An 18,370-nucleotide genomic window follows, 5' to 3' on the forward strand; every position below is an offset into this window, starting at 1 on the left:
GTATGTCATTCGTAAACTGTTTCCTGTCCTGCGGCACGTCCGCCGGCGCCTTACGGCTCGAACTTGTAGCCCAGCCCCCGCACGGTGACCAGGAACCGCGGGGCTGAGGGATCCGGCTCGATCTTGCCGCGCAACCGCTTCACGTGGACGTCCAGGGTCTTGGTGTCCCCCACATAGTCGGAACCCCACACACGGTCGATCAGCTGGCCGCGGGTGAGCACCCGGCCCGAGTTGCGCAGCAGCATTTCGAGGAGCTCGAACTCCTTCAGCGGCAGCAGCACCTGTTCTCCGCCCACGCTGACCACATGGCGTTCAATGTCCATCCGCACCGGCCCAGCCTGCACGGTGGAGGAGACGAGTTCCTCCGGTTCGCCCTGGCGCCGCAGTACTGCCCTGACCCTTGCCACGAGCTCGCGGGACGAATAGGGCTTGGTGACATAGTCGTCGGCGCCAAGTTCCAGACCCACCACTTTGTCGATTTCGGCGTCTTTGGCCGTCAGCATGATCACCGGGACGCTGGACCGCTGGCGGAGCTGGCGGCACACTTCCGTGCCGGAGAGTCCGGGAAGCTGCAGATCCAGCAGCACCAGGTCCGCGCCGTTCCGGTCGAATTCGGTGATGGCGTCCAGGCCGTTGTCCACGACCTCCACCTCAAAGCCTTCCTTGCCCAGCAAATAGGACAGGGGATCGCTGAACGACTCCTCATCCTCGACAATCAAGATCCTGCTCAAGCTGTTGCTCCTCGTTCTGTTGCGCCGGCGGCGCCGGGTCCTTGGGTGACATGTGGCTCGTCCGGGCTCGTCCGGGAGCCCGCGGCGGCGGGGGCAGCGGGGGCGGCGGCAGGATCCGGCTGTTCCCCGCCGTCCTGGCCTTCCATTTCGGGAAGCCGGAGGGTGAACGTGGATCCCTGCCCTGGCTGGGACCACAGGGTCACCTCGCCGCCGTGGTTGGAGGCCACATGCTTGACGATGCTCAGGCCCAGGCCGGTGCCGCCGGTATGGCGGGACCGTGCCGAGTCCACCCGGTAGAACCGTTCAAAGACGCGTTCCTGGTCCTCGGGGCTGAGTCCCTCACCCTGGTCCGTCACAGAGATGGAGACCAGGCCTTCCCTGCTGCGGACGCCGATCCCCACCCGGGTGTTTTCCGGGGAGTAGCGGATGGCGTTGTCGATCAGGTTACGGAGCGCGGTGACCAGCAGGTCCTGGTCCCCGAAGACCTTCGCGTCGGTCCGCCCGCCCACCACGATCCGGATGTTCTTGCTCTCCGCCGGAAGCTGGGAGCGGTCCACCGCCTCGGCTATGACGGCATTGACATCAACCGGCCTGCCCTGCTGCGCCACGCTGGCCCCCTGCAGCCTGGACAGCTCGATGATGTCCTGCACCAGTGCGGCCAGCCGGCCTGACTCCTTGTGCATGCGTTTAGCGAAGCGCCTGACCGCAAGTTCGTCATCCGCCGAGGACTCCAAGGCTTCAGCAAGCAGCGAAATGGCACCCACGGGGGTTTTCAGCTCATGGGAAACGTTGGCTACGAAATCGTTCCGGATCTCTTCTGTCCTGGTGATCTCTGTGCGGTCATCCGCGAGCAGCAGGATGTATTCCTCACCGAGCATCGCGGCCCGGATCTGGACGATGATGGTTCCCTGGCCGAGCGGGCCGCGGGGAAGCTCCAGCTGCTTCTCCAGGATGACGCCGTCGCGCCGGACGCCCGCCGTCATGTCCAGCAGTTCCTTGTGGACCACGGTGTGGCCGCGGACAAGGCCGTAGGCGTAGGCTGCCGGGCTGGCCCGGACCACGCCGTCCACAGCGTCCACCACCACGAAGGCGCGGCCGACGACGGCCAGCACCTCGGCAGCGCCCGGCGGCAGGGCCGGTTCTTCGGTGTCCACGTCCAGCAGTTGCCGCTGCCGCTCGCTGACCCGGTACGCGAGCACGCCGAACGTGCCGAGCGCCAGGCCGACAAGGCCGGCCACCAAGCCGATGAGCATAGGATCCACAGCTCCACCTTATGCTCTGGAAGGCGCTGATCGGCGCGTCCGGGCCTCCTCTTGCGACGGTTCAACTAACGTTCACCTTCAAGGGCCTCGCCGTTCACCCGGCGCTGGCAGAGTAGCCAGTTGGAGTGCCGATTGGCGACGCGATTCCCGCTGCCCGGACTTGGGCCGGCGGGAGTTACAAGGAAAGGACGCCCACGTGCGTAAGGTTTTTCAGGAAGAGCTGACCCAGGTCGGCGACCAGCTCGTGGAGATCTCCCGGCTGGTCAGCGAAGCGATGGACAAGGCCACCACCTCCTTCGAAGTGGCTGACGTGGACCTTGCGCAGGACGTCATCGCTGCGGATGCCCGCATCGACTTCCTGCAGAACAGCCTCGATGAGCGCGCCATCGACATCCTGGCGTTGCAGGGGCCGGTGGCCAGCGACCTGCGGATGATTGTGGGCTCGCTGCGGATGAGCGCTTCCCTCGAGCGGATGGGAGACCTTGCCCGTCACATTGCCCAGCTGGCACGCCTGCGCTACCCGTCCACTGTCATTCCGGAATCCATGACCGGCACCTTCAAGCGCATGGCCGAGCTGGACCAGGAGATCGCCGACAAGCTGACCGTCCTCCTGGAAACCCGCGACCTTGAGGTGGCGAGGGACATCCTGAAGGCGAATACGGCCATCAACGACCTCCACCTCAGCGTCTTCAAGGCCATCGCGGCACCGGAGTGGAAAGAATCGCCCGCCACCACGGTGGATGTTGCACTCGCCAGCCGCTACTTCGAACGCTTCGCGGACCATGGCGTTTCAGTGGCCCAAAAGGTCACCTACCTGGTGACCGGCGCCTGGCAGCCCACCGGGACAGAACACAGCTAAACGCTCTAAACCCTCGGGAGTTTTACGGGAACAGACGACGGCGGGCTGGTCACCTGAGGTGACCAGCCCGCCGTCGTTGTTTAATGCCTTACTTCTTGCCCTGGTTCGCTACCGCCAGGATGGCCTGCTCCGCGGCTTCCGGGTCAAGGTAGGTGCCGCCGGGCTTGATCGGCTGGAAGTTCTCATCCAGGTCGTACACCAGCGGGATGCCAGTGGGAATGTTCAGGCCGGCGATGGCTTCGTCGCTGATACCGTCCAGGTGCTTGACCAGGGCGCGCAGGGAGTTGCCGTGGGCCGTGACCAGGACGGTCTTGCCGGCTTTGAGGTCCGCCTTGATGTCCGATTCCCAGTACGGCAGCAGGCGGACCAGGACGTCCTTAAGGCATTCCGTGCGCGGGAGTGCGTCACCCAGGTCCGCGTAGCGGGGATCGTGCGCCTGGGAGAACTCGGAGTCGTCGTCCAGGGGCGGCGGAGGGGTGTCGTAGGAGCGGCGCCATTCCATGAACTGCTCCTCGCCGTACTCTGCAAGGGTCTGGGCCTTGTCCTTGCCCTGCAGGGCGCCGTAGTGGCGTTCGTTCAGGCGCCAGTCGCGCTTCACCGGGATCCAGCCGCGGTCAGCCTTGTCCAGGGAGATGTTCGCAGTGTTGATGGCCCGCTTCAACAGGGAGGTGTAGAGGATGTCCGGGAGAACATTGTTCTCAACCAGGAGCTCGCCGCCGCGTGCTGCTTCCGTGCGGCCCTGGTCGTTGAGGTCTACGTCCACCCAGCCGGTGAACAGGTTCTTGGCGTTCCATTCGCTGTGGCCGTGGCGCAGCAGAATCAGCTTGTAAGTCATGATTTTCATCCTAGCCGAGCGCTGCCGCCGCCTGCCCAGCGTTACAAGCCGGTCCGGTGACGCGCCACCTCCGGCTGCAGGGATAAGGTGGGGCCGTGGTGCAAAAGGCTGAACGGGTGACTGCCCCGCAGATTTCCGGCAGGAACAGCACCGGCAGGCCGGGCAGGCCGGTGGGCAACGTGACCCGCGGAACCACCAATCCCAACCGCATGCGCCGGGTGGACCGCTGGTTGGCCGGGCCTCAGGCCTGGCGGCTCCGGAACGCCGCCGATCCCCTGGTGGTGGACCTGGGCTATGGCGCGACGCCCGCCACCGCCGTCGAACTCTTTGACCGGCTCGCTGCCGTCCGCCCGGATGTGCAGGTCTTTGGAATCGAGATTGAGCCCGAACGCGTTCGCGCCGCCCTCCCCCTGCAACGGCCCGGCTTGAGCTTCCGGGTGGGCGGCTTCGAACTGCCCGTGCCGGGACGGCCGGTCCTGGTGCGGGCGTTCAACGTCCTGCGGCAGTACGAGGAAGCTGACGTTCCCGGTATCTGGCGGCTGGTGCAGGACCGCCTGAGCCCTGGCGGCCTGTTCATCGACGGCACCTGCGATGAGATCGGACGGCGCGTCACCTGGGTGGCGCTGGACGCAGAACGGCCCCTGTCCCTCAGCATCTCTGTCCGGTTCGGCAGCTTCGAACTGCCCTCGGACGTTGCCGAAAGACTGCCCAAGGCCCTGATCCACCGCAACGTTCCCGGAGAACCGGTGCACGCCCTGATGCAGGCCATGGACCGGGCCTGGCTGGAGTGCGCGCCGCTGGCTTCCTTCGGGAACAGGCAGCGGTGGCAGGGCATGTGCCGGACGTTGCGGGACGCGGGCTGGCCGGTGCAGGACGGGCCCGCCCGGTGGCGGCTGGGCGAGTTCACCGTGGGCTGGGACGCCGTAGCTCCCCTGGCCTGACGGCGCCGGAAGCAGGGTTCCCGCGGGCAGGCTCCCTGGCCTAGCTAACCTGTGGGGCTTGTAGTGTGAAAGGCGCAGTCAGCCCAGCGGCAGGCTTACCAGGGACCATAGGGGCCGGTGTTGCGGCTGCCGCCCCGGCCTGCGTCCTTGACTGCCGGCCGCACGTCCGCCAAGTAAACGGACGCGGCCACCACGGCCGCGAGTCCGAACAGGCCCAGCGTGCCGAAAAAGCCGCCTCCGCTGCCGAAGAACGAGATGACACCGATCAGGGCTGCTCCGCCGGTCAGTGCCAGCCAGAAAGCCTTGGTCCTCTTGCCCGTGGCCTCGAACGCGTTGGCACGGTGCCGGGCGCAGTCGGCCACAGCCCACAGCTCAAGGCCCAGGGCCACCAGGGCAAGAATAAAGAACACTGCCTGCTCTACAGGCCGAATAATCAGTTCACCGTCCACAAGCCCAGCCTAGCCGCCCAGCGAGTCCAGCGCCCGCTTCAAATCGGCCCAGAGGTCCTCCACGTTTTCGATTCCCACACTGAGCCGCACCAAATTCTCCGGAACGCTCACCGGCTCGGCGGTGTGCCGCCGTCGTCGTTCAATGAGGGACTCAACGCCGCCCAGCGACGTCGCGGGGAGCCACAGCTGCAGCGCGCGGACGAGTTTGTCAGCAGTGTCAGCGCCGCTCAGCCCTGAGGCAGGGGCAACCTGCACGCAGATGATGGAGCCAAACCCCTTCATCTGCGCCTTTGCCCGTTCATGGCCGGGATCCGCGGGCAGGCCCGGGAAACGGATGGACTCGATGGCCGGGTGTGCACCAAGGCGTTCAGCCAACACCATGGCAGAAGCCTGGGAGCGTTCTATCCGCAGCGCCAGGGTCCGCAGGCCGCGCAGCGCCAGCCAGGCCTCGAAGGGTCCCGCAATCCCGCCGTGGATGGTCCGGTTGTGGAGCAGGGCCGAGCGGATGTCCGCGTTGGACGTCACCAGGGCGCCCAGGACGACGTCGGAATGGCCAGCCAGATACTTCGTCACCGAGTGCAGGACGACGTCGGACCCCAAGGCCAGGGGCTGCTGCACCAGGGGTGTGGAGAAGGTGTTGTCCGTGACGACGATAGCGCCGACGGCATGCGCCGCAGCCGTCAGGGCCTGGACGTCGGCGATGCCGAGCATCGGGTTAGTGGGGCTTTCCAGCCACAGCATGGAAGCAGCCCGGGCGTTGGGTCCGTTCGGTGCCAGGGCGGCCTTGACGGCATCCGTGTCGGCAATGTCCACGGTGCGCAGTTCGACGAATTCCTTCTGCGCCAGTTCCGAAGCCATCACCAAGGACCCGGAGTAGCTGTGCGCGGGCATCACCAGAACTCCCCCTGGGGGGATCAGGGAAAGGGCCGAGCTGACCGCCGCAAGCCCTGATGAGTAGAGCAGCCCCGGCAGCTTGGAACCTTCAAGCTGGCCGAGCGCTTCTTCGAAGGGATCCCAGGTGGGATTGGAATACCGGCCGTACCCGCGGTCGCCGTCCCCGAGGGCCCCGGTGCCAAAGTATGTGGAGGAAAGGACGACTGGGTGGTTGACCGGCTGGTCCCTTTCCCTGGGGGGACGCCCGGCCGCAACCACCACCGTTTCGGCTGAGAGCGCCGCGGCCTGCTGTTCGGAGAGACTCATGGTGAAAGCGTACTGTCCGTCAGCAGTCCCCCGGAAAGCTGTTACCCGCAGGTGCACCCGGCCTCCGTCCACAGGCCCGATCGGTTTTGTCAGCGGGGATCGGTACGCTTGATGGGTGAGCAAACAAAGGGCCGGGCTTTTCATCGCGTTTGAGGGCGGCGACGGCGCCGGCAAATCAACGCAGGCTGCCCGGCTTGCAGAAGTCCTGGAATCCCGGGGCCTCACCGTCCTGCGTACCCGTGAGCCGGGCGGAACTCCCATCGGCGAAAAACTGCGTTCACTGGTATTGGATCACGGCCACGGCCACATCGATGCCCGCACGGAAGCGCTCATCTTTGCCGCGTCCCGGGCCGCGCACGCCACCCAGGTCATCCGTCCTGCCCTGGAACGCGGTGAGATCGTCCTGACGGACCGTTACATCGACTCGTCGGTGGCCTACCAGGGGGCAGGACGCGGACTGGGCGAGGACGCCGTACGGTCCCTTAATGGGTGGGCCACTTCCGGCCTGCAGCCCCACCTCACCGTCCTGCTGGATGTCGACCCCGCCGTCGGCCGCCGCCGCCGGACAGCCGGCGATGCTGCCGAAGACCGGCTGGAATCTGAAGCTGATGACTTCCATACCCGTATCCGGGAGGCCTTCCTGGGGATGGCCCGCAGCCGTCCGGAGTCCTACCTCGTGCTGTCCGCCCATCACCCTGTCGGAGAGCTGGCGGAACAGATTCTTGAACGGGTGGAAAGCCTCCTGGCCGCGCATCACAGCGTCCCGGCAGATGTTCTTCCGGGACATGAGCCGTCGGCAGGTGGCCGGCCGTGACGGTGTGGGACGACCTGCAAGGGCAACCCGCCGTCGTCGAACAACTGCGGCAGGCCTCCAGCGGCGAGGGGCTGACGCACGCGTGGCTTTTTACCGGCCCGCCGGGCTCCGGGCGCTCGAACGCGGCGAAGGCCTTTGCCGCGGCACTGAACTGCGACCAGGACGACGTCAGCCAGCGCGGATGCGGCCACTGCTCCGCCTGCCTGACCATCCTGGGTGAGACCCATTCGGACGTCACGTTCGTCCGGACCGAGAAGGTCACCATCACCATTGACGAAGCCCGGGAACTGGTGGCCACGGCCGGCAACAGGCCCTCGACAGGTCGGTGGCGCATCATCGTGGTGGAGGATGCGGACCGCATGGCCGAACGCACCACCAACGTCCTCCTCAAAGCCATCGAGGAACCCACTCCCCGGACCGTGTGGATGCTGTGCGCCCCGTCCCCGGCGGACGTCCTGGTGACCATCCGTTCGCGCTGCCGCAGCGTGGCTTTGCGGCTGCCGCCTGCCGCTGACGTCGCTGCCCTGCTGGTGAAGCGCGACGGCGTGGATCCGGCGCTCGCTGAGCGTGCCGCCCGGGCGGCGCAGAGCCATGTTGGCATTGCCCGCCGGCTGGCGCGCGACCCCGCTGCGAGGGAGCGCCGGCTGGAAACTGTCCGGTTCCCGCTCGGCCTGCGGGGCGTCACTGCTGCAGTGATGATGGCAGACAAGCTGGTCAAGATCGCCACCGCAGAGGCCAACAGTTCCAATGAGGAACGGGACGCTGCGGAGAAGGCCGCGCTGCTGGCAACACTGGGCGCACCGGAATCCGGGACGCTTCCTCCGGCCATGCGCAGCCAGGTAAAGCAGCTGGAGGACGACCAGAAGAGGCGGGCCAAACGGTCCATCACGGACTCGCTGGACCGGACGCTGACGGATCTTCTGTCCTTCTATCGTGATGTGCTGATTATCCAGCTGGGGAATGCCGTGGAGCTCGTAAACGTTGAGCTCAGGGGTGAATTGGAGGCGTTCGCCCACCGCTCCACGCCGGAGTCAACGCTTGCCCGGATGGATGCCATCAACAAAGCCCGCGAACGCATCACCACCACTAACGTTGCACCGCTGTTGACCATTGAGTCCATGGCAGCCAGCCTGATCTAGTCCTTCAAGGAGACCCGATGACTGCCCGCCCCCTGCCCGTACGCCCGCGATTCGCGGCGGTTGGCGTCCGTGCCCTCGGGGCCATGGTCCTGGCCATGGTCCTGGCGTCCTGCAGCCTCCTGAATGGAGAAGACCGCAGCCAGGAGGCCGCCACTGCCAAGGCCGACCCGTCGATCGTTGCATCTGCACCGGAAGGTCTTGAGGAGTTCTACTCCCAGGAGGTCGTCTGGGAGCCATGCGAGAACGAGTTCCAGTGCGCCAGCGTGACGGTGCCCATGGACTACGGCAACCCCGACGGCGAGACAATCCAGATTGCCGCGCTGCGGGCTCCAAGCACGGGAAAGAAAACGGGCAGCCTCCTGGTCAACCCGGGCGGTCCGGGTGCGTCAGGCTATGACTTCGTCAAGGATGCGGCCGGGACACATTTTTCCCAGGCTGTACGGGATTCCTACGACCTTGTGGGCTTTGACCCCCGGGGCGTGAAACGCTCAGCCCCCGTCACGTGCATGACCGACGCCGAACGGGATGCCGCCAGGTCCAAGATCTACGACCTCGAAACCGATGCCGGACTTGCCGAGGTCCTGGCGGACAACAAGGCAACTGCGGCCCAGTGCGAGGAGCAGACGGGTCCGGTGCTGGGAAACATCGATACGGTCAGTTCCGCTAAGGACGTGGACGTTCTTCGGGCCGTGGTCAATGATCCGAAACTCAACTATCTTGGCTACTCCTACGGCACGTTCCTGGGCTCAACCTACGCTTCCCTGTTCCCTGACAATGTGGGACGGATGGTGCTGGATGGAGCGCTGGACCCCTCCATCAGCAACGAGGAGCTGACCAGCGGGCAGGCCCGTGCCTTCGAGAAGGCAATCCGCGCCTATGTTGCCAGCTGCCAGGGGCAGGACGGATGCCCCCTGAGCGGGGACGTGGATTCCGGTGTCCAGCAGATCCGCGACCTGATCGCCGCGGTCCAGCAAACGCCGCCGACCGCCAAGGACGGGCGGGTGGTAAATGCCACCATGTTCGTCAGCGGCCTGATCACGCCGCTGTACAACGACCAAAGCTGGCCCGCCCTCACTCAGGCCCTGGAAGCGGCAATGACGGGAGACGTCAGCCTCATGCTGCGGCTCGCAGACCTGGGGGCCGACCGCTCTTCCAACGGGACGTATACGTCCAATTCCACCTTCGCCTTCAATGCCATCAACTGCCTTGACTACCCCATGGAGTCCGAGACAGCCGCCATGCGTGCGGAGCAGCAGCGCCTGATGCAGGACTCACCCACCTTCGGGTACTTCTTTGCATACGGAGGCACAAACTGCGTGGACTGGCCGTATGAGAGCGTGCGCACGCCGTCGCCGGTGGAATACAGCGGCGGCTCCCCCATCGTTGTCATCGGCACCACCGGCGACCCTGCCACCCCGGTGGAATGGGCGTCATCGCTGCGCAAGCAGCTGGGCAACGCTGCACTCCTCACGTGGGAAGGCGAAGGCCACACCGCGTACGGCCGGTCCAACAGCTGCATCGAGGACGCCGTGGACAGCTACCTGGTAAGCGGCCAGGTTCCCGCCGACAACACGGTGTGCTGAAGGCCTCACCCTGTCCCGGCCGCCCATTTTGACCCGGGCGCGGGGACTCTATTACAGTTGACTCTTGCATGAAGCGCCCGGTTTTGCCGGAGATTCGTGCGGTGCTTCCTTAGCTCAGTCGGTAGAGCGTTTCACTCGTAATGAAAAGGTCATCAGTTCGATTCTGATAGGAAGCTCGGGATAAACCCCGGACAACCCATGCTTTAGGGGTTTCCGGGGTTTTTCGCTGGTTAAGCGGTAACCCCCTTTGAGGTCCACAGCCGGCGCTGGAATTGTTACCCGCGGACGCAGAGCTACCGTCGCAGCGTGTCCAGGCTACGACGGTAGTACGTGCGCTGCTGGGATGGCCGGTTTCCTTTGTTTCAGGCCGTCAGTAACTCACAGCGAAGACTGAGGCCTGCTCCCTGCCCGTCCGCGCCTGCCATTGCGCGGCCTGTTCGCTGGTCTCCGGGTTTTCAACCCCGTACGCGATCTTTTTACCGGTGCCCAGCTTGATGGTGTTGCGATGGGTGATGATCCCGGCGGGTATCTGCCTGTCCCCGCTGTTGCGGGTGTAGTTGTCCCGCGCCCCGAGGAAACTGTTGCCCGTGATTTCCACGTCCACAGGGACTTCCATGGAATAGGTCAACAGGTGCGTTCCCTTGCCGTCCCGGTCGGACCGGATGAGCGCAGCCCACGAGTAGCCGGCGTCAATGCAGGTGTTGTTTATGAACCTGCACCTAAGAAATCCCGTGCCGCCGCCCTTACCCCACAGTTCCAGCGACATGTTGCAGTTCTCAAGCCGATTGGATTCCCACGTAATGTCGGTCCAGCCTGCCGTGCCGGTACCCTGTGCCGACAGCGCGACGTCGTACGTCTGCCGGACCGCGTTCTCCCGGATCATGACCCTCGCCGCGCCCACGTATAGTTCCACCCCGTTGCCGTATCGCGTAGTTCCCGAGAGGGCAGAACCGCCTATCCACTCGATTTCGTTCCGCTGGATAACAACGTTCTTGCCGCCGGTAGTAACACCATGCGCTCCGGTGCCGCCAAGGTACAGGTCCTGCACTGTGGTATGCGAGGCCAGCCGCAGAATGTCCCGTTGAACGGAAATGGCCACGCCCGCCCCAGGGTTTACCCCCAAGCGAACGTACACGTACGTGGAGTCGCTGAAAAACTCCCAGTCTGCCGCCAACTCGGAAATAGCCCAACGTTTCCGGCCGTGAATCATGCCAGCAGCCTTCAGAAATCCCACGTTGGTGGAAGCCTCGGACGTGTTGCCCGAATACTGGCCACTGTTCGCCGCGATGTTCAGCTTCCAAATGTTCCCGCTGTACTGCGTCCATGCAGCCTTGCTCACCTTATAGCCCAGCAAGCGAGGCCGAGCTCCCTCACCGTACGCCCCGATAGTCAGCGTTCCTGAAGATCCGATCAGGGACGGCATATGGATGGACCCGTAAAAGTCGTCCCCGCGCTTGAACAGGACAGTGGAGCCGCGTTGCAGGTCGCCCGATGCCATGGCTGAGCGTACCTTGGCAAGCGTGCGCCAGGGTGCCGTCACGCTTCCCGGATTACTGTCCGAACCTGATGCGCTGACGTACCGGACGTTTCCATTCGCGTACGCCGGAGCCGCGCCGGCCAGGGCCGTCGCGAAAAACGCCACCGCACCCTGAAGAATCGACCGCCGATTGACTCCCTGTTTTCTAGGCCGCTGTTCCCCGGCAACATATGCCCGCTTCCTGGTGGCGGAGACGATGATCCCGGTGAGGAACAGGACGAGTCCCAGCACGATGAAGGTCCACGTCGGCACAGCCAAGGTGTCCATGACCCACTCACAGGTGCGTTCCCCACCACCCATGCCCTGCAACGTCCCGTACGACGTGACCAACCCTTCCTTCGGGCCAACGACGCTTCGGCACGCCGATCCTGCACTGGCGAAACCTGTGATGAGACCAACAACACTCAGAATGGGGCCGATTACAATCAGCCAGATCCAGGCACGAGACCTCTTCGGTGCCTGCGGAATGGTTTTAGACATGCTTCCCCCTTGAAAGCTTCCAATGATGCAGTGGCATCGTATCCGTGGCTGATCATGCAGGGTCCCGGGCGCGCCCAAGCCCGGGATGAACACCTTCGGAGGGCGTCTCTGACCAAGGAACTCCGGCGGAGGCGCCGCCGGAGGATATCTGCATCAATCACCACGTCTTAGGTGGGCAGGGCACCGAAGCGTATGCCCTGGGTGAGGGTGGGGCATGTCCTGGAAACTTGCCTCCCCCGAGGGGATGGCGTGATGCGTACGCTCTGGCGCCTGGCGGCGCGCTCCTGCTGACCATCGTGGGCTCTTGGTCAAGGGCCGTGACGAGAACTGGAGCCCGCGCGGTTGCGGCAGTTACCACGGTCGGCCCAACAACCGGCGGCGTCATGCCGCCGGTTACAGGGGCGCGTGTGCGTCGGGTATCTAAGATGGCGTGCATGGAAGACAAGGTCCTGGCAGAGGTCGCCAACCAGCTCTACGCCGGGCCGCTGGAAGATTTTGTGGCAGCCCGGGCCAGTGCTGCCAAGGAAGCAGCCTCGGCGGACAAAGAGCTGGCGGCTGCGGTGCGGGCACTGCCGAAGCCCTCGGTTGCCGCCTGGGCGGTGAATATGCTGGCTGTGCATCAACCGGATGTCCTGGCCCAGCTGACGGAACTCGGCGGCAGGATGCGCGCGGCACAGGTGTCGCTGGACGCCGCGTCGCTGCGTGATCTGGGACGTGAGCGCCGCACTTCGCTCGCCGTCGCCGTCGACACCGCCCGTTCGGTGGCCCAGGAACACGGCCGGGCCATCAGCGATTCCATGGCAGGCGAGGTGGAGGAGACACTCCGCGCGCTGACAGCGGATGAGGGAGCAGCGGCGGCCGTGCGGAGCGGGCGCCTGCTCAAGACATTGCAGGCAGACGGCGTAAACGCCGTTGACCTGGACGGCACCGTGGCGGTCCCTTCGGTCCTGCCGCCCGCCGCAGCGGCTCCCGCCTCAGCGCCAGCGGCCTCCACTGGCAGGAACATGCGTACGACGGCGGCAGCGCCGCGACAGCGCACGCCGGACAAGCCGCGGCTTGAGGCGGTCCGGCAGACTCCGCGGCCCGCGTCACCGCCGGCGCTGGAAAGGGCCAGGGCGGCCCTAGAAGAAGCGCAGGCAGCAAAGGCTGGGGCGGCGCAGGCGGCACAGGAGCTGCAGGACCAGGCCGACGACTTACGGACCGGCATCGCGGAACTCCTCCGGGAGACCGCAGATCTTCGTGCCCGGCTGAGGACAGCAGAAGAGCAGCTGGAGCGCTCAAAGAAGAAGCTGGCGGCCACCGTCGCCGAGGCGAAACAGGCGGTGCGGGCCGCGGACAAAGCCGAGCGGACGGCAGTCCTTGCACAGGAACGGGTCCTTCGGCTGGGCAACACGCGGGACTGATTCCCGTGATTGTCAGACCCCGGTTGCAGACTGGATTCATGGAAAAGCAACTGGTACAGGAATTTCACGTCACGTACTTCGACGCCGACTGCGGCCGGGCGCGGGCTGAGGTCTTTGACACCCTGGCAGAGGCGGAGCGCTTCGCCAGCCGGCACTGCGCCGGGGAGGACAGCTGGGCCGTCGTCGACGCCGTGGCCGTAGGGCAGCTCCGCACAGCCGCCTGACCCGTTCCTGCTTAAACGCAAAGCGCCCCGCCTGTACAGAACAGGCAGGGCGGCAGTGCGCGGCTAAAGCCCTCGCGCGGGCGCCGTCTGGCGGCTACGCGAAGTCGGAAACAGCCGGGTCTGCGCCGATGCGGCCTTCGCCCTGGGCCGAGCGGTCAAGCGCGTTGATAGCCTCGATGTCGTCCGCATCCAGGGTTACCTCGAGAGCCGCGTAGTTCTCGCGGATCCGGGATTCCGTGACGGACTTGGGGATCACCACGTTGCCGATTGCGAGGTGCCAGGCGATGACGACCTGCGCGGGCGTGGCGCCGTGCTTGGCGGCAATGGAGGCCACCGTAGCGTCCTCAAGCAGCTCGCCGCCCTGGCCCAGCGGTGACCAGGCCTGGGTCAGGATGCCCTTCGAAGCACCAAACTCGCGCAGTTCACGTTGGCTGAAGTACGGGTGCAGTTCAATCTGGTGGATGGCCGGGACAACGCCCGTTTCATCGATGAGCCGCTGCAGGCCCTCGGCGGTGAAGTTGGATACGCCGATGGACTTGACCCTGCCGCGCTTCTGGAGCTCGATCAGCGCCTTCCAGGTGTCCAGGTATTTGTCCTGCTTGGGCTGCATCCAGTGGATCAGGTACAGGTCCAGCGTCTCGAGTCCCAGCCTGTCCATCGATGCCTCAAAGGCTTCCAGGGTGGACTCATAGCCCTGGTCAGCGTTCCAGAGCTTGGTGGTGATGAAGAGCTGCTCCGGGGAAAGGCCGGAGCTGGCGATCGCCCGCCCTACGCCTGCCTCGTTGCCGTAGATCTTGGCGGTGTCGATGTGGCGGAAGCCCGCTTCAAACGCCTGCCGGACCACCTTTTCGGCGACGTCGTCCTCAACCTGCCAGACGCCATAGCCAAGCTGGGGAATCGTGTTTCCGTCATTGAACGTCAGTGTAGGTGAAAGAGTCATTCGACCATCCTGCCAAACCCCGGCGCCCGCCAGGAGGGAATTGGCCGGAAGTAAGCCAGGCGCTTAACCGGGAATATCCGCCTGCCACGGTCCCGGGCCCTCCTCGCTGAGGTGGCGCTCGGCGTCGGCCACCTGCTGGAAGACGGACTCGGCGCGCCGCCGGACGGACGCCGCACCTACCGGGACCGGGCCCACGGCGAGCCGGAGCATGGCGGCCGCCTCCGCCGTGGTGGCCAGCGAGTTGCCGGCCTTGGACAGGGCACGGTGCACGCCGGCCAGGCCAACCGGAATATCCAGGCCTTCATTCGGTGAACGCCGCTGCGCTTCCATGCACACGAGCCGTACCCTTTCGAGGAGGGCAGCCAGCTCGTTGGCTATCTCGAGCAGTTCACCGTAGAGCTGGTCGTCCTCAACGCCTTCCAGGACCTGGTGGAAGCGGTCCAATCCCCGCTGGAAGCGGTCGTGGGCGCGGCGCCACAGCCCCTTCCCCAGTTCCGCATCATCCTTGCGCCCCTGCCTGGCGGCGCTGAAAAAGCCCAAGCGCACCCTTACAGGTATTGCCCGGGACCGTGGTCCGGGTCGTCCCGCTGGCCTGGCCGCGCGGAATTGCCCGAGCGCGAACCTGCGGCGGCCCTTTGCGGCTCACCGTTTTCCCCGATGACCACGCCGGGGGCAATCATGGTTCCTGGCGGCAGCTGGCGCAACTGCATCTGCGCGGCCGCGTGCTCGCGGGCCGCGTGCTGGGCGGCAATCGCCGTCTGGATCCCGTGGAACAACCCCTCGAGCCATCCCACAAGCTGGGCCTGGGCTATGCGGAGTTCAGCGTCCGAGGGAGTGCCGTCGTCGGAGAAGGGAAGGCTGATCCTGTCCAGCTCCTCCACCAGCTCCGGAGCCAGTCCGTCTTCCAGCTCTTTGATGGAGCGCTCGTGGATCTCGGCCAGCCTGCCCCGGGCAGCCTCGTCCAGGGGTGCGGACTTCACTTCCTCCAGGAGCTGCCTGATCATTGTTCCGATCCGCATCACTTTGGCCGGCTCATCCACCAGGTCCTGAAGGTTGCTCCCCTTAGGCCTCATGCCCTCAGGAGGACCGGGGTGGGCGTGCACCGGCGGCTGCCGGTCGTCAATGGGAGTGCCTTCTACCGGGAGGTCCTCAGCTGGCTGAGTGTCTTGTGGATCGCTCATGCGTTCATACTCTCATGAGCGATCCACCCGCGACCCACCGGATGAAGCCACCTGACGGTTTGTCCGCTGCAAGCTCAATCAGCAGCACCGGCCCTGCGGATTGCTGTCCTGGCGGTCTGTCCGGTCACGCCAAAACTCCCTCTCCGTGAGCGGCGCATCCACGTGGCCGGCCGCCCTGTGGTGCTCCAGATACTTGGCGTACGCGTCCGCGCCCAGGACGCCGCCGACATACCGGGCAACGCCCCGGACTCCCCGCGTCAGCACAGCCAGTCCCGCCGCCATCAGTGGTGGCCACCCCTTTCGAACCTGAGCTCCGCCGGCACCTTGTCCCACTCCGCCATCAGCTCCCGTTCGGCGGGTGTGGGGATAATTCCGGCAGGGGCGAAGACCCGCGACGGAAGGGCAGGGTCCTCGTTGTCCTGGACGGCGGTGACGTCCGCGCGGTTGCGGAAGGCCCTGGCCGTGGCGAGCAACGCCGTCGCGATCACAATGATGCTGAGCACCACGAAGATCACTGAAAGCCAGCCCTGGATGGCCGTGTTCCGCACGACCGCCTCCATGGCCGCCACGGATTTCGCCGTCCCAAACTCCGTCTTCCCTTCTGCGAGGGCCTTGCTGAACGCCGCGTTGTTGGCGAAGTAGCCCACCGCGGGCGTGGACGAGAAGATCTTCTGGTAGCTCGCGGTGATGGTCACCACGGCAGCGAAGCTGAGCGGCAGGGCAACGATCCACAAGTACTTGAACGTGCCGCGCTTCGCCACGATGGCAAGGCACACGGACAATGCGATTGCCGCGAGCAGCTGGTTGGCGATACCGAACAGCGGGAACAGCGTGTTGATGCCGCCCAGAGGGTCGGTGACGCCCATCAGCAGCACCGCGCCCCAGGCCCCCACCATGATGGCGGTGCAGAGCCAGGCGCCGGGCCGCCAGGAGTGCTCCTTGAACTTGGGGACAAAGTTTCCAATCGAGTCCTGCAGCATGAAGCGGGCAACACGGGTGCCGGCGTCCACAGCGGTGAGGATGAAGAGGGCTTCGAACATGATGGCGAAGTGGTACCAGAAAGCCATCATGGCGGTACCGCCAATGAACTGCTGCATGATGTGCGCGAGGCCCACAGCCAGGGTGGGAGCACCGCCGGTGCGGGAAACGATGCTTTCCTCACCGACGTTGGCTGCTGTCTGGGACAGGAACTCCGGAGTGATGTTCACTCCGGCCAGGCCCAGGCTGTTGACCCAGGTGGCTGCCGTTTCCACCGTTCCGCCGGTCAGCGCGGCCGGCGAGTTCATGGCGAAGTAGAGTCCGCGGTCGATGGAAATGGCGGCCACCAGGGCCATGATGGCCACGAATGACTCCATCAGCATGCCGCCGTAGCCAATGAATCGGGTCTGGCGTTCCTTCTCCACGAGCTTCGGGGTGGTGCCGGACGAGATCAGGGCGTGGAAGCCGGAGAGGGCACCGCAGGCGATGGTGACGAACAGGAACGGGAACAGGGCCCCCGGGAACACGGGTCCGTTGTCCCTGCTGGCGAATTCACTGAAGGCGGGAACAGTGATTTCCGGGCGGACCACAACGATGGCCAGCGCGAGCATCACGATGACGCCGATCTTCATGAACGTTGAAAGGTAGTCCCGGGGTGCCAGGAGCAGCCACACGGGCAGGATGGCGGCAATGAAGCCGTAGACAATGAGCCCCCACGCGATGGTGACCTTGTCCAGGCTGAAGATGTCGGCGCCCCACGGGGTTTCGGCCACGATGCCGCCGCCGACGATGGCCGCCATCAGCAGGACGAACCCAATCAGCGACACTTCCATGACCTTGCCGGGCCGGAGGTAGCGGAGGTAGACGCCCATGAACAGGGCGATGGGGATGGTCAAACCCACGGAGAAGACACCCCACGGGCTTTCGCCCAGGGCATTGACGACGACGAGCGCGAGGATGGCGACGATGATCACCATGATCAGCAGGGTGGCTATGAGGGCCGCTGTGCCGCCAATGACGCCAAGCTCCTCGCGCGCCATCTGTCCCAGGGACCTGCCGCCGCGCCGCATGGAGAAGAACATCACCAGGTAGTCCTGGACGGCGCCGGCAAGGACGACGCCGATGATGATCCAGATAGTGCCGGGCAGGTAGCCCATCTGGGCTGCAATGACAGGACCCACCAACGGTCCGGCACCGGCGATGGCGGCGAAGTGGTGGCCGAACAGGACATTGCGGTCAGTCCGGACGTAGTCCTTGCCATCGGCCTTGTACTCAGCCGGGGTGGCACGGCGGTCGTCAGGCCGGGTGATGTAGCGCTCGATGACCTTGGAGTAGAAGCGGTAGCCGATGAGGTACGTGCACACCGAGGCAAACACGAACCAAATAGCGTTGACGGTCTCACCGCGGATGATGGCCAGCATGAACCAGGCCAGGCCGCCCAGCAGGGCAATGCCGGCCCACAGCGCAATCTTTCCCGGCGTCCATTTCCGGTCTTCTGCCTCGCGGACTTCCTCATCAATGGCAGTCGGGGGCAGGGCCGGGTCGGTGGCCACCACGCCCCTTTCCCCGGATGCATTCCTCCGTTGATCAGGCGTTTCGGCCATGTCTCCTCCTTGAGATTGTTTCGCTTCTGCTGTGACGCACCCTACCAACCCGCAGCCCCATTCCAGAGGCGTTCTGCCAGGTGGCGCAGAAACGTGCGGTGAGCGGAGGGGAAGCGGCGACGAACGACGGATCAGCTTGGCGTCCCGGCCGCACCAACGCAGCGAAGGCCTCCGTCCGAACAGCTCGGGCGGAGGCCTTGGCTCATGGGA

General features: G+C 65.3%; 18 protein-coding genes and 1 tRNA gene. 8 read left to right on the forward strand and 11 right to left on the reverse strand.

Annotation, left to right across the window (positions count from 1 at the left end; translation table 11 throughout):
• Nucleotides 1–50 precede the first annotated feature (50 nt).
• Both AC6CHP_RS16740 and AC6CHP_RS16745 read right to left on the reverse strand, forming a co-directional pair.
• Entirely contained in the window at nucleotides 51–731 is a 681-nt protein-coding gene (locus tag AC6CHP_RS16740) for a response regulator (protein ID WP_066273817.1), read from the reverse strand.
• The gene (locus AC6CHP_RS16745) at nucleotides 728–1,984 is read right to left on the reverse strand and encodes a sensor histidine kinase (RefSeq protein ID WP_498231207.1); all 1,257 of its coding nucleotides are present in this window, start codon (nucleotides 1,982–1,984) and stop codon (nucleotides 728–730) included. Before AC6CHP_RS16745 ends, AC6CHP_RS16740 begins: the two co-directional genes overlap by 4 nt.
• Before the next feature lie 205 nt (nucleotides 1,985–2,189).
• Here AC6CHP_RS16745 and phoU point away from each other — a divergent pair, with 205 nt between their 5' ends.
• Nucleotides 2,190–2,852, forward strand: a complete 663-nt coding sequence (gene phoU, locus AC6CHP_RS16750) for a phosphate signaling complex protein PhoU (protein ID WP_104189080.1) — start codon at nucleotides 2,190–2,192, stop codon at nucleotides 2,850–2,852.
• A gap of 88 nt (nucleotides 2,853–2,940) precedes the next feature.
• Here the strand turns inward: phoU and AC6CHP_RS16755 are convergent, their stop codons facing one another.
• Entirely contained in the window at nucleotides 2,941–3,687 is a 747-nt protein-coding gene (locus AC6CHP_RS16755; RefSeq protein WP_498231125.1) for a phosphoglyceromutase, read from the reverse strand.
• A 95-nt stretch (nucleotides 3,688–3,782) separates the two neighbouring features.
• On the opposite strand from AC6CHP_RS16755, the gene AC6CHP_RS16760 reads away from it, so the two are divergent.
• Nucleotides 3,783–4,628: an O-methyltransferase gene (locus tag AC6CHP_RS16760; protein WP_498231127.1), complete on the forward strand. Its 846-nt coding sequence runs from the start codon at nucleotides 3,783–3,785 to the stop codon at nucleotides 4,626–4,628.
• A gap of 95 nt (nucleotides 4,629–4,723) precedes the next feature.
• Here the strand turns inward: AC6CHP_RS16760 and AC6CHP_RS16765 are convergent, their stop codons facing one another.
• Nucleotides 4,724–5,077: a DUF2516 family protein gene (locus AC6CHP_RS16765; protein ID WP_104189078.1), complete on the reverse strand. Its 354-nt coding sequence runs from the start codon at nucleotides 5,075–5,077 to the stop codon at nucleotides 4,724–4,726.
• 9 nt (nucleotides 5,078–5,086) lie between these two features.
• Nucleotides 5,087–6,277, reverse strand: a complete 1,191-nt coding sequence (locus AC6CHP_RS16770; protein WP_498231128.1) for a trans-sulfuration enzyme family protein — start codon at nucleotides 6,275–6,277, stop codon at nucleotides 5,087–5,089.
• Between the two features lie 115 nt (nucleotides 6,278–6,392).
• Here AC6CHP_RS16770 and tmk point away from each other — a divergent pair, with 115 nt between their 5' ends.
• The 4 genes from tmk to AC6CHP_RS16790 all read left to right on the forward strand — a co-directional run bounded on the left by tmk (nucleotide 6,393) and on the right by AC6CHP_RS16790 (nucleotide 9,989).
• On the forward strand, nucleotides 6,393–7,091 hold the full coding sequence (gene tmk / locus AC6CHP_RS16775) for a dTMP kinase (protein ID WP_498231130.1): 699 nt from the start codon (nucleotides 6,393–6,395) through the stop codon (nucleotides 7,089–7,091).
• Nucleotides 7,088–8,230: a DNA polymerase III subunit delta' gene (locus AC6CHP_RS16780; RefSeq protein WP_188732370.1), complete on the forward strand. Its 1,143-nt coding sequence runs from the start codon at nucleotides 7,088–7,090 to the stop codon at nucleotides 8,228–8,230. The genes tmk and AC6CHP_RS16780 overlap by 4 nt, the downstream gene beginning before the upstream one ends.
• Nucleotides 8,231–8,247: 17 nt before the next feature.
• Nucleotides 8,248–9,813 carry an alpha/beta hydrolase gene (locus tag AC6CHP_RS16785; RefSeq protein ID WP_498231132.1) on the forward strand — a complete coding sequence of 522 codons (1,566 nt, stop codon included), beginning with the start codon at nucleotides 8,248–8,250 and terminating at the stop codon, nucleotides 9,811–9,813.
• Nucleotides 9,814–9,916: 103 nt separating this feature from the next.
• Nucleotides 9,917–9,989 (forward strand) — tRNA-Thr (locus AC6CHP_RS16790).
• A gap of 194 nt (nucleotides 9,990–10,183) precedes the next feature.
• Here AC6CHP_RS16790 and AC6CHP_RS16795 read toward each other — a convergent pair.
• Nucleotides 10,184–11,617 (reverse strand): hypothetical protein, encoded by a 1,434-nt coding sequence (locus AC6CHP_RS16795; protein ID WP_498231134.1) that lies wholly within the window; start codon nucleotides 11,615–11,617, stop codon nucleotides 10,184–10,186.
• A gap of 647 nt (nucleotides 11,618–12,264) precedes the next feature.
• Here AC6CHP_RS16795 and AC6CHP_RS16800 point away from each other — a divergent pair.
• Together AC6CHP_RS16800 and AC6CHP_RS16805 are read left to right on the forward strand one after the other, a co-directional pair.
• Nucleotides 12,265–13,233 carry a hypothetical protein gene (locus AC6CHP_RS16800; protein WP_498231136.1) on the forward strand — a complete coding sequence of 323 codons (969 nt, stop codon included), beginning with the start codon at nucleotides 12,265–12,267 and terminating at the stop codon, nucleotides 13,231–13,233.
• A gap of 38 nt (nucleotides 13,234–13,271) precedes the next feature.
• Nucleotides 13,272–13,457 (forward strand): hypothetical protein, encoded by a 186-nt coding sequence (locus AC6CHP_RS16805; protein WP_427117966.1) that lies wholly within the window; start codon nucleotides 13,272–13,274, stop codon nucleotides 13,455–13,457.
• A 94-nt stretch (nucleotides 13,458–13,551) separates the two neighbouring features.
• Here AC6CHP_RS16805 and AC6CHP_RS16810 read toward each other — a convergent pair whose 3' ends face one another.
• The 5 genes from AC6CHP_RS16810 to AC6CHP_RS16830 all read right to left on the reverse strand — a co-directional run bounded on the left by AC6CHP_RS16810 (nucleotide 13,552) and on the right by AC6CHP_RS16830 (nucleotide 18,160).
• Nucleotides 13,552–14,397, reverse strand: a complete 846-nt coding sequence (locus AC6CHP_RS16810) for an aldo/keto reductase (protein WP_498231138.1) — start codon at nucleotides 14,395–14,397, stop codon at nucleotides 13,552–13,554.
• A 63-nt stretch (nucleotides 14,398–14,460) separates the two neighbouring features.
• Nucleotides 14,461–14,937: a hypothetical protein gene (locus AC6CHP_RS16815; protein WP_377195622.1), complete on the reverse strand. Its 477-nt coding sequence runs from the start codon at nucleotides 14,935–14,937 to the stop codon at nucleotides 14,461–14,463.
• A gap of 8 nt (nucleotides 14,938–14,945) precedes the next feature.
• Nucleotides 14,946–15,578, reverse strand: coding sequence for a bacterial proteasome activator family protein (locus AC6CHP_RS16820; protein ID WP_104189065.1), 633 nt, complete (start codon nucleotides 15,576–15,578; stop codon nucleotides 14,946–14,948).
• Nucleotides 15,579–15,656: 78 nt separating this feature from the next.
• Entirely contained in the window at nucleotides 15,657–15,860 is a 204-nt protein-coding gene (locus AC6CHP_RS16825; protein WP_377195621.1) for a YbdD/YjiX family protein, read from the reverse strand.
• The gene (locus tag AC6CHP_RS16830; protein ID WP_377195620.1) at nucleotides 15,860–18,160 is read right to left on the reverse strand and encodes a carbon starvation CstA family protein; all 2,301 of its coding nucleotides are present in this window, start codon (nucleotides 18,158–18,160) and stop codon (nucleotides 15,860–15,862) included. The genes AC6CHP_RS16825 and AC6CHP_RS16830 overlap by 1 nt, the downstream gene beginning before the upstream one ends.
• Nucleotides 18,161–18,370: the final 210 nt, after the last annotated feature.

Source organism: Pseudarthrobacter sp. GQ63 (assembly GCF_059758765.1).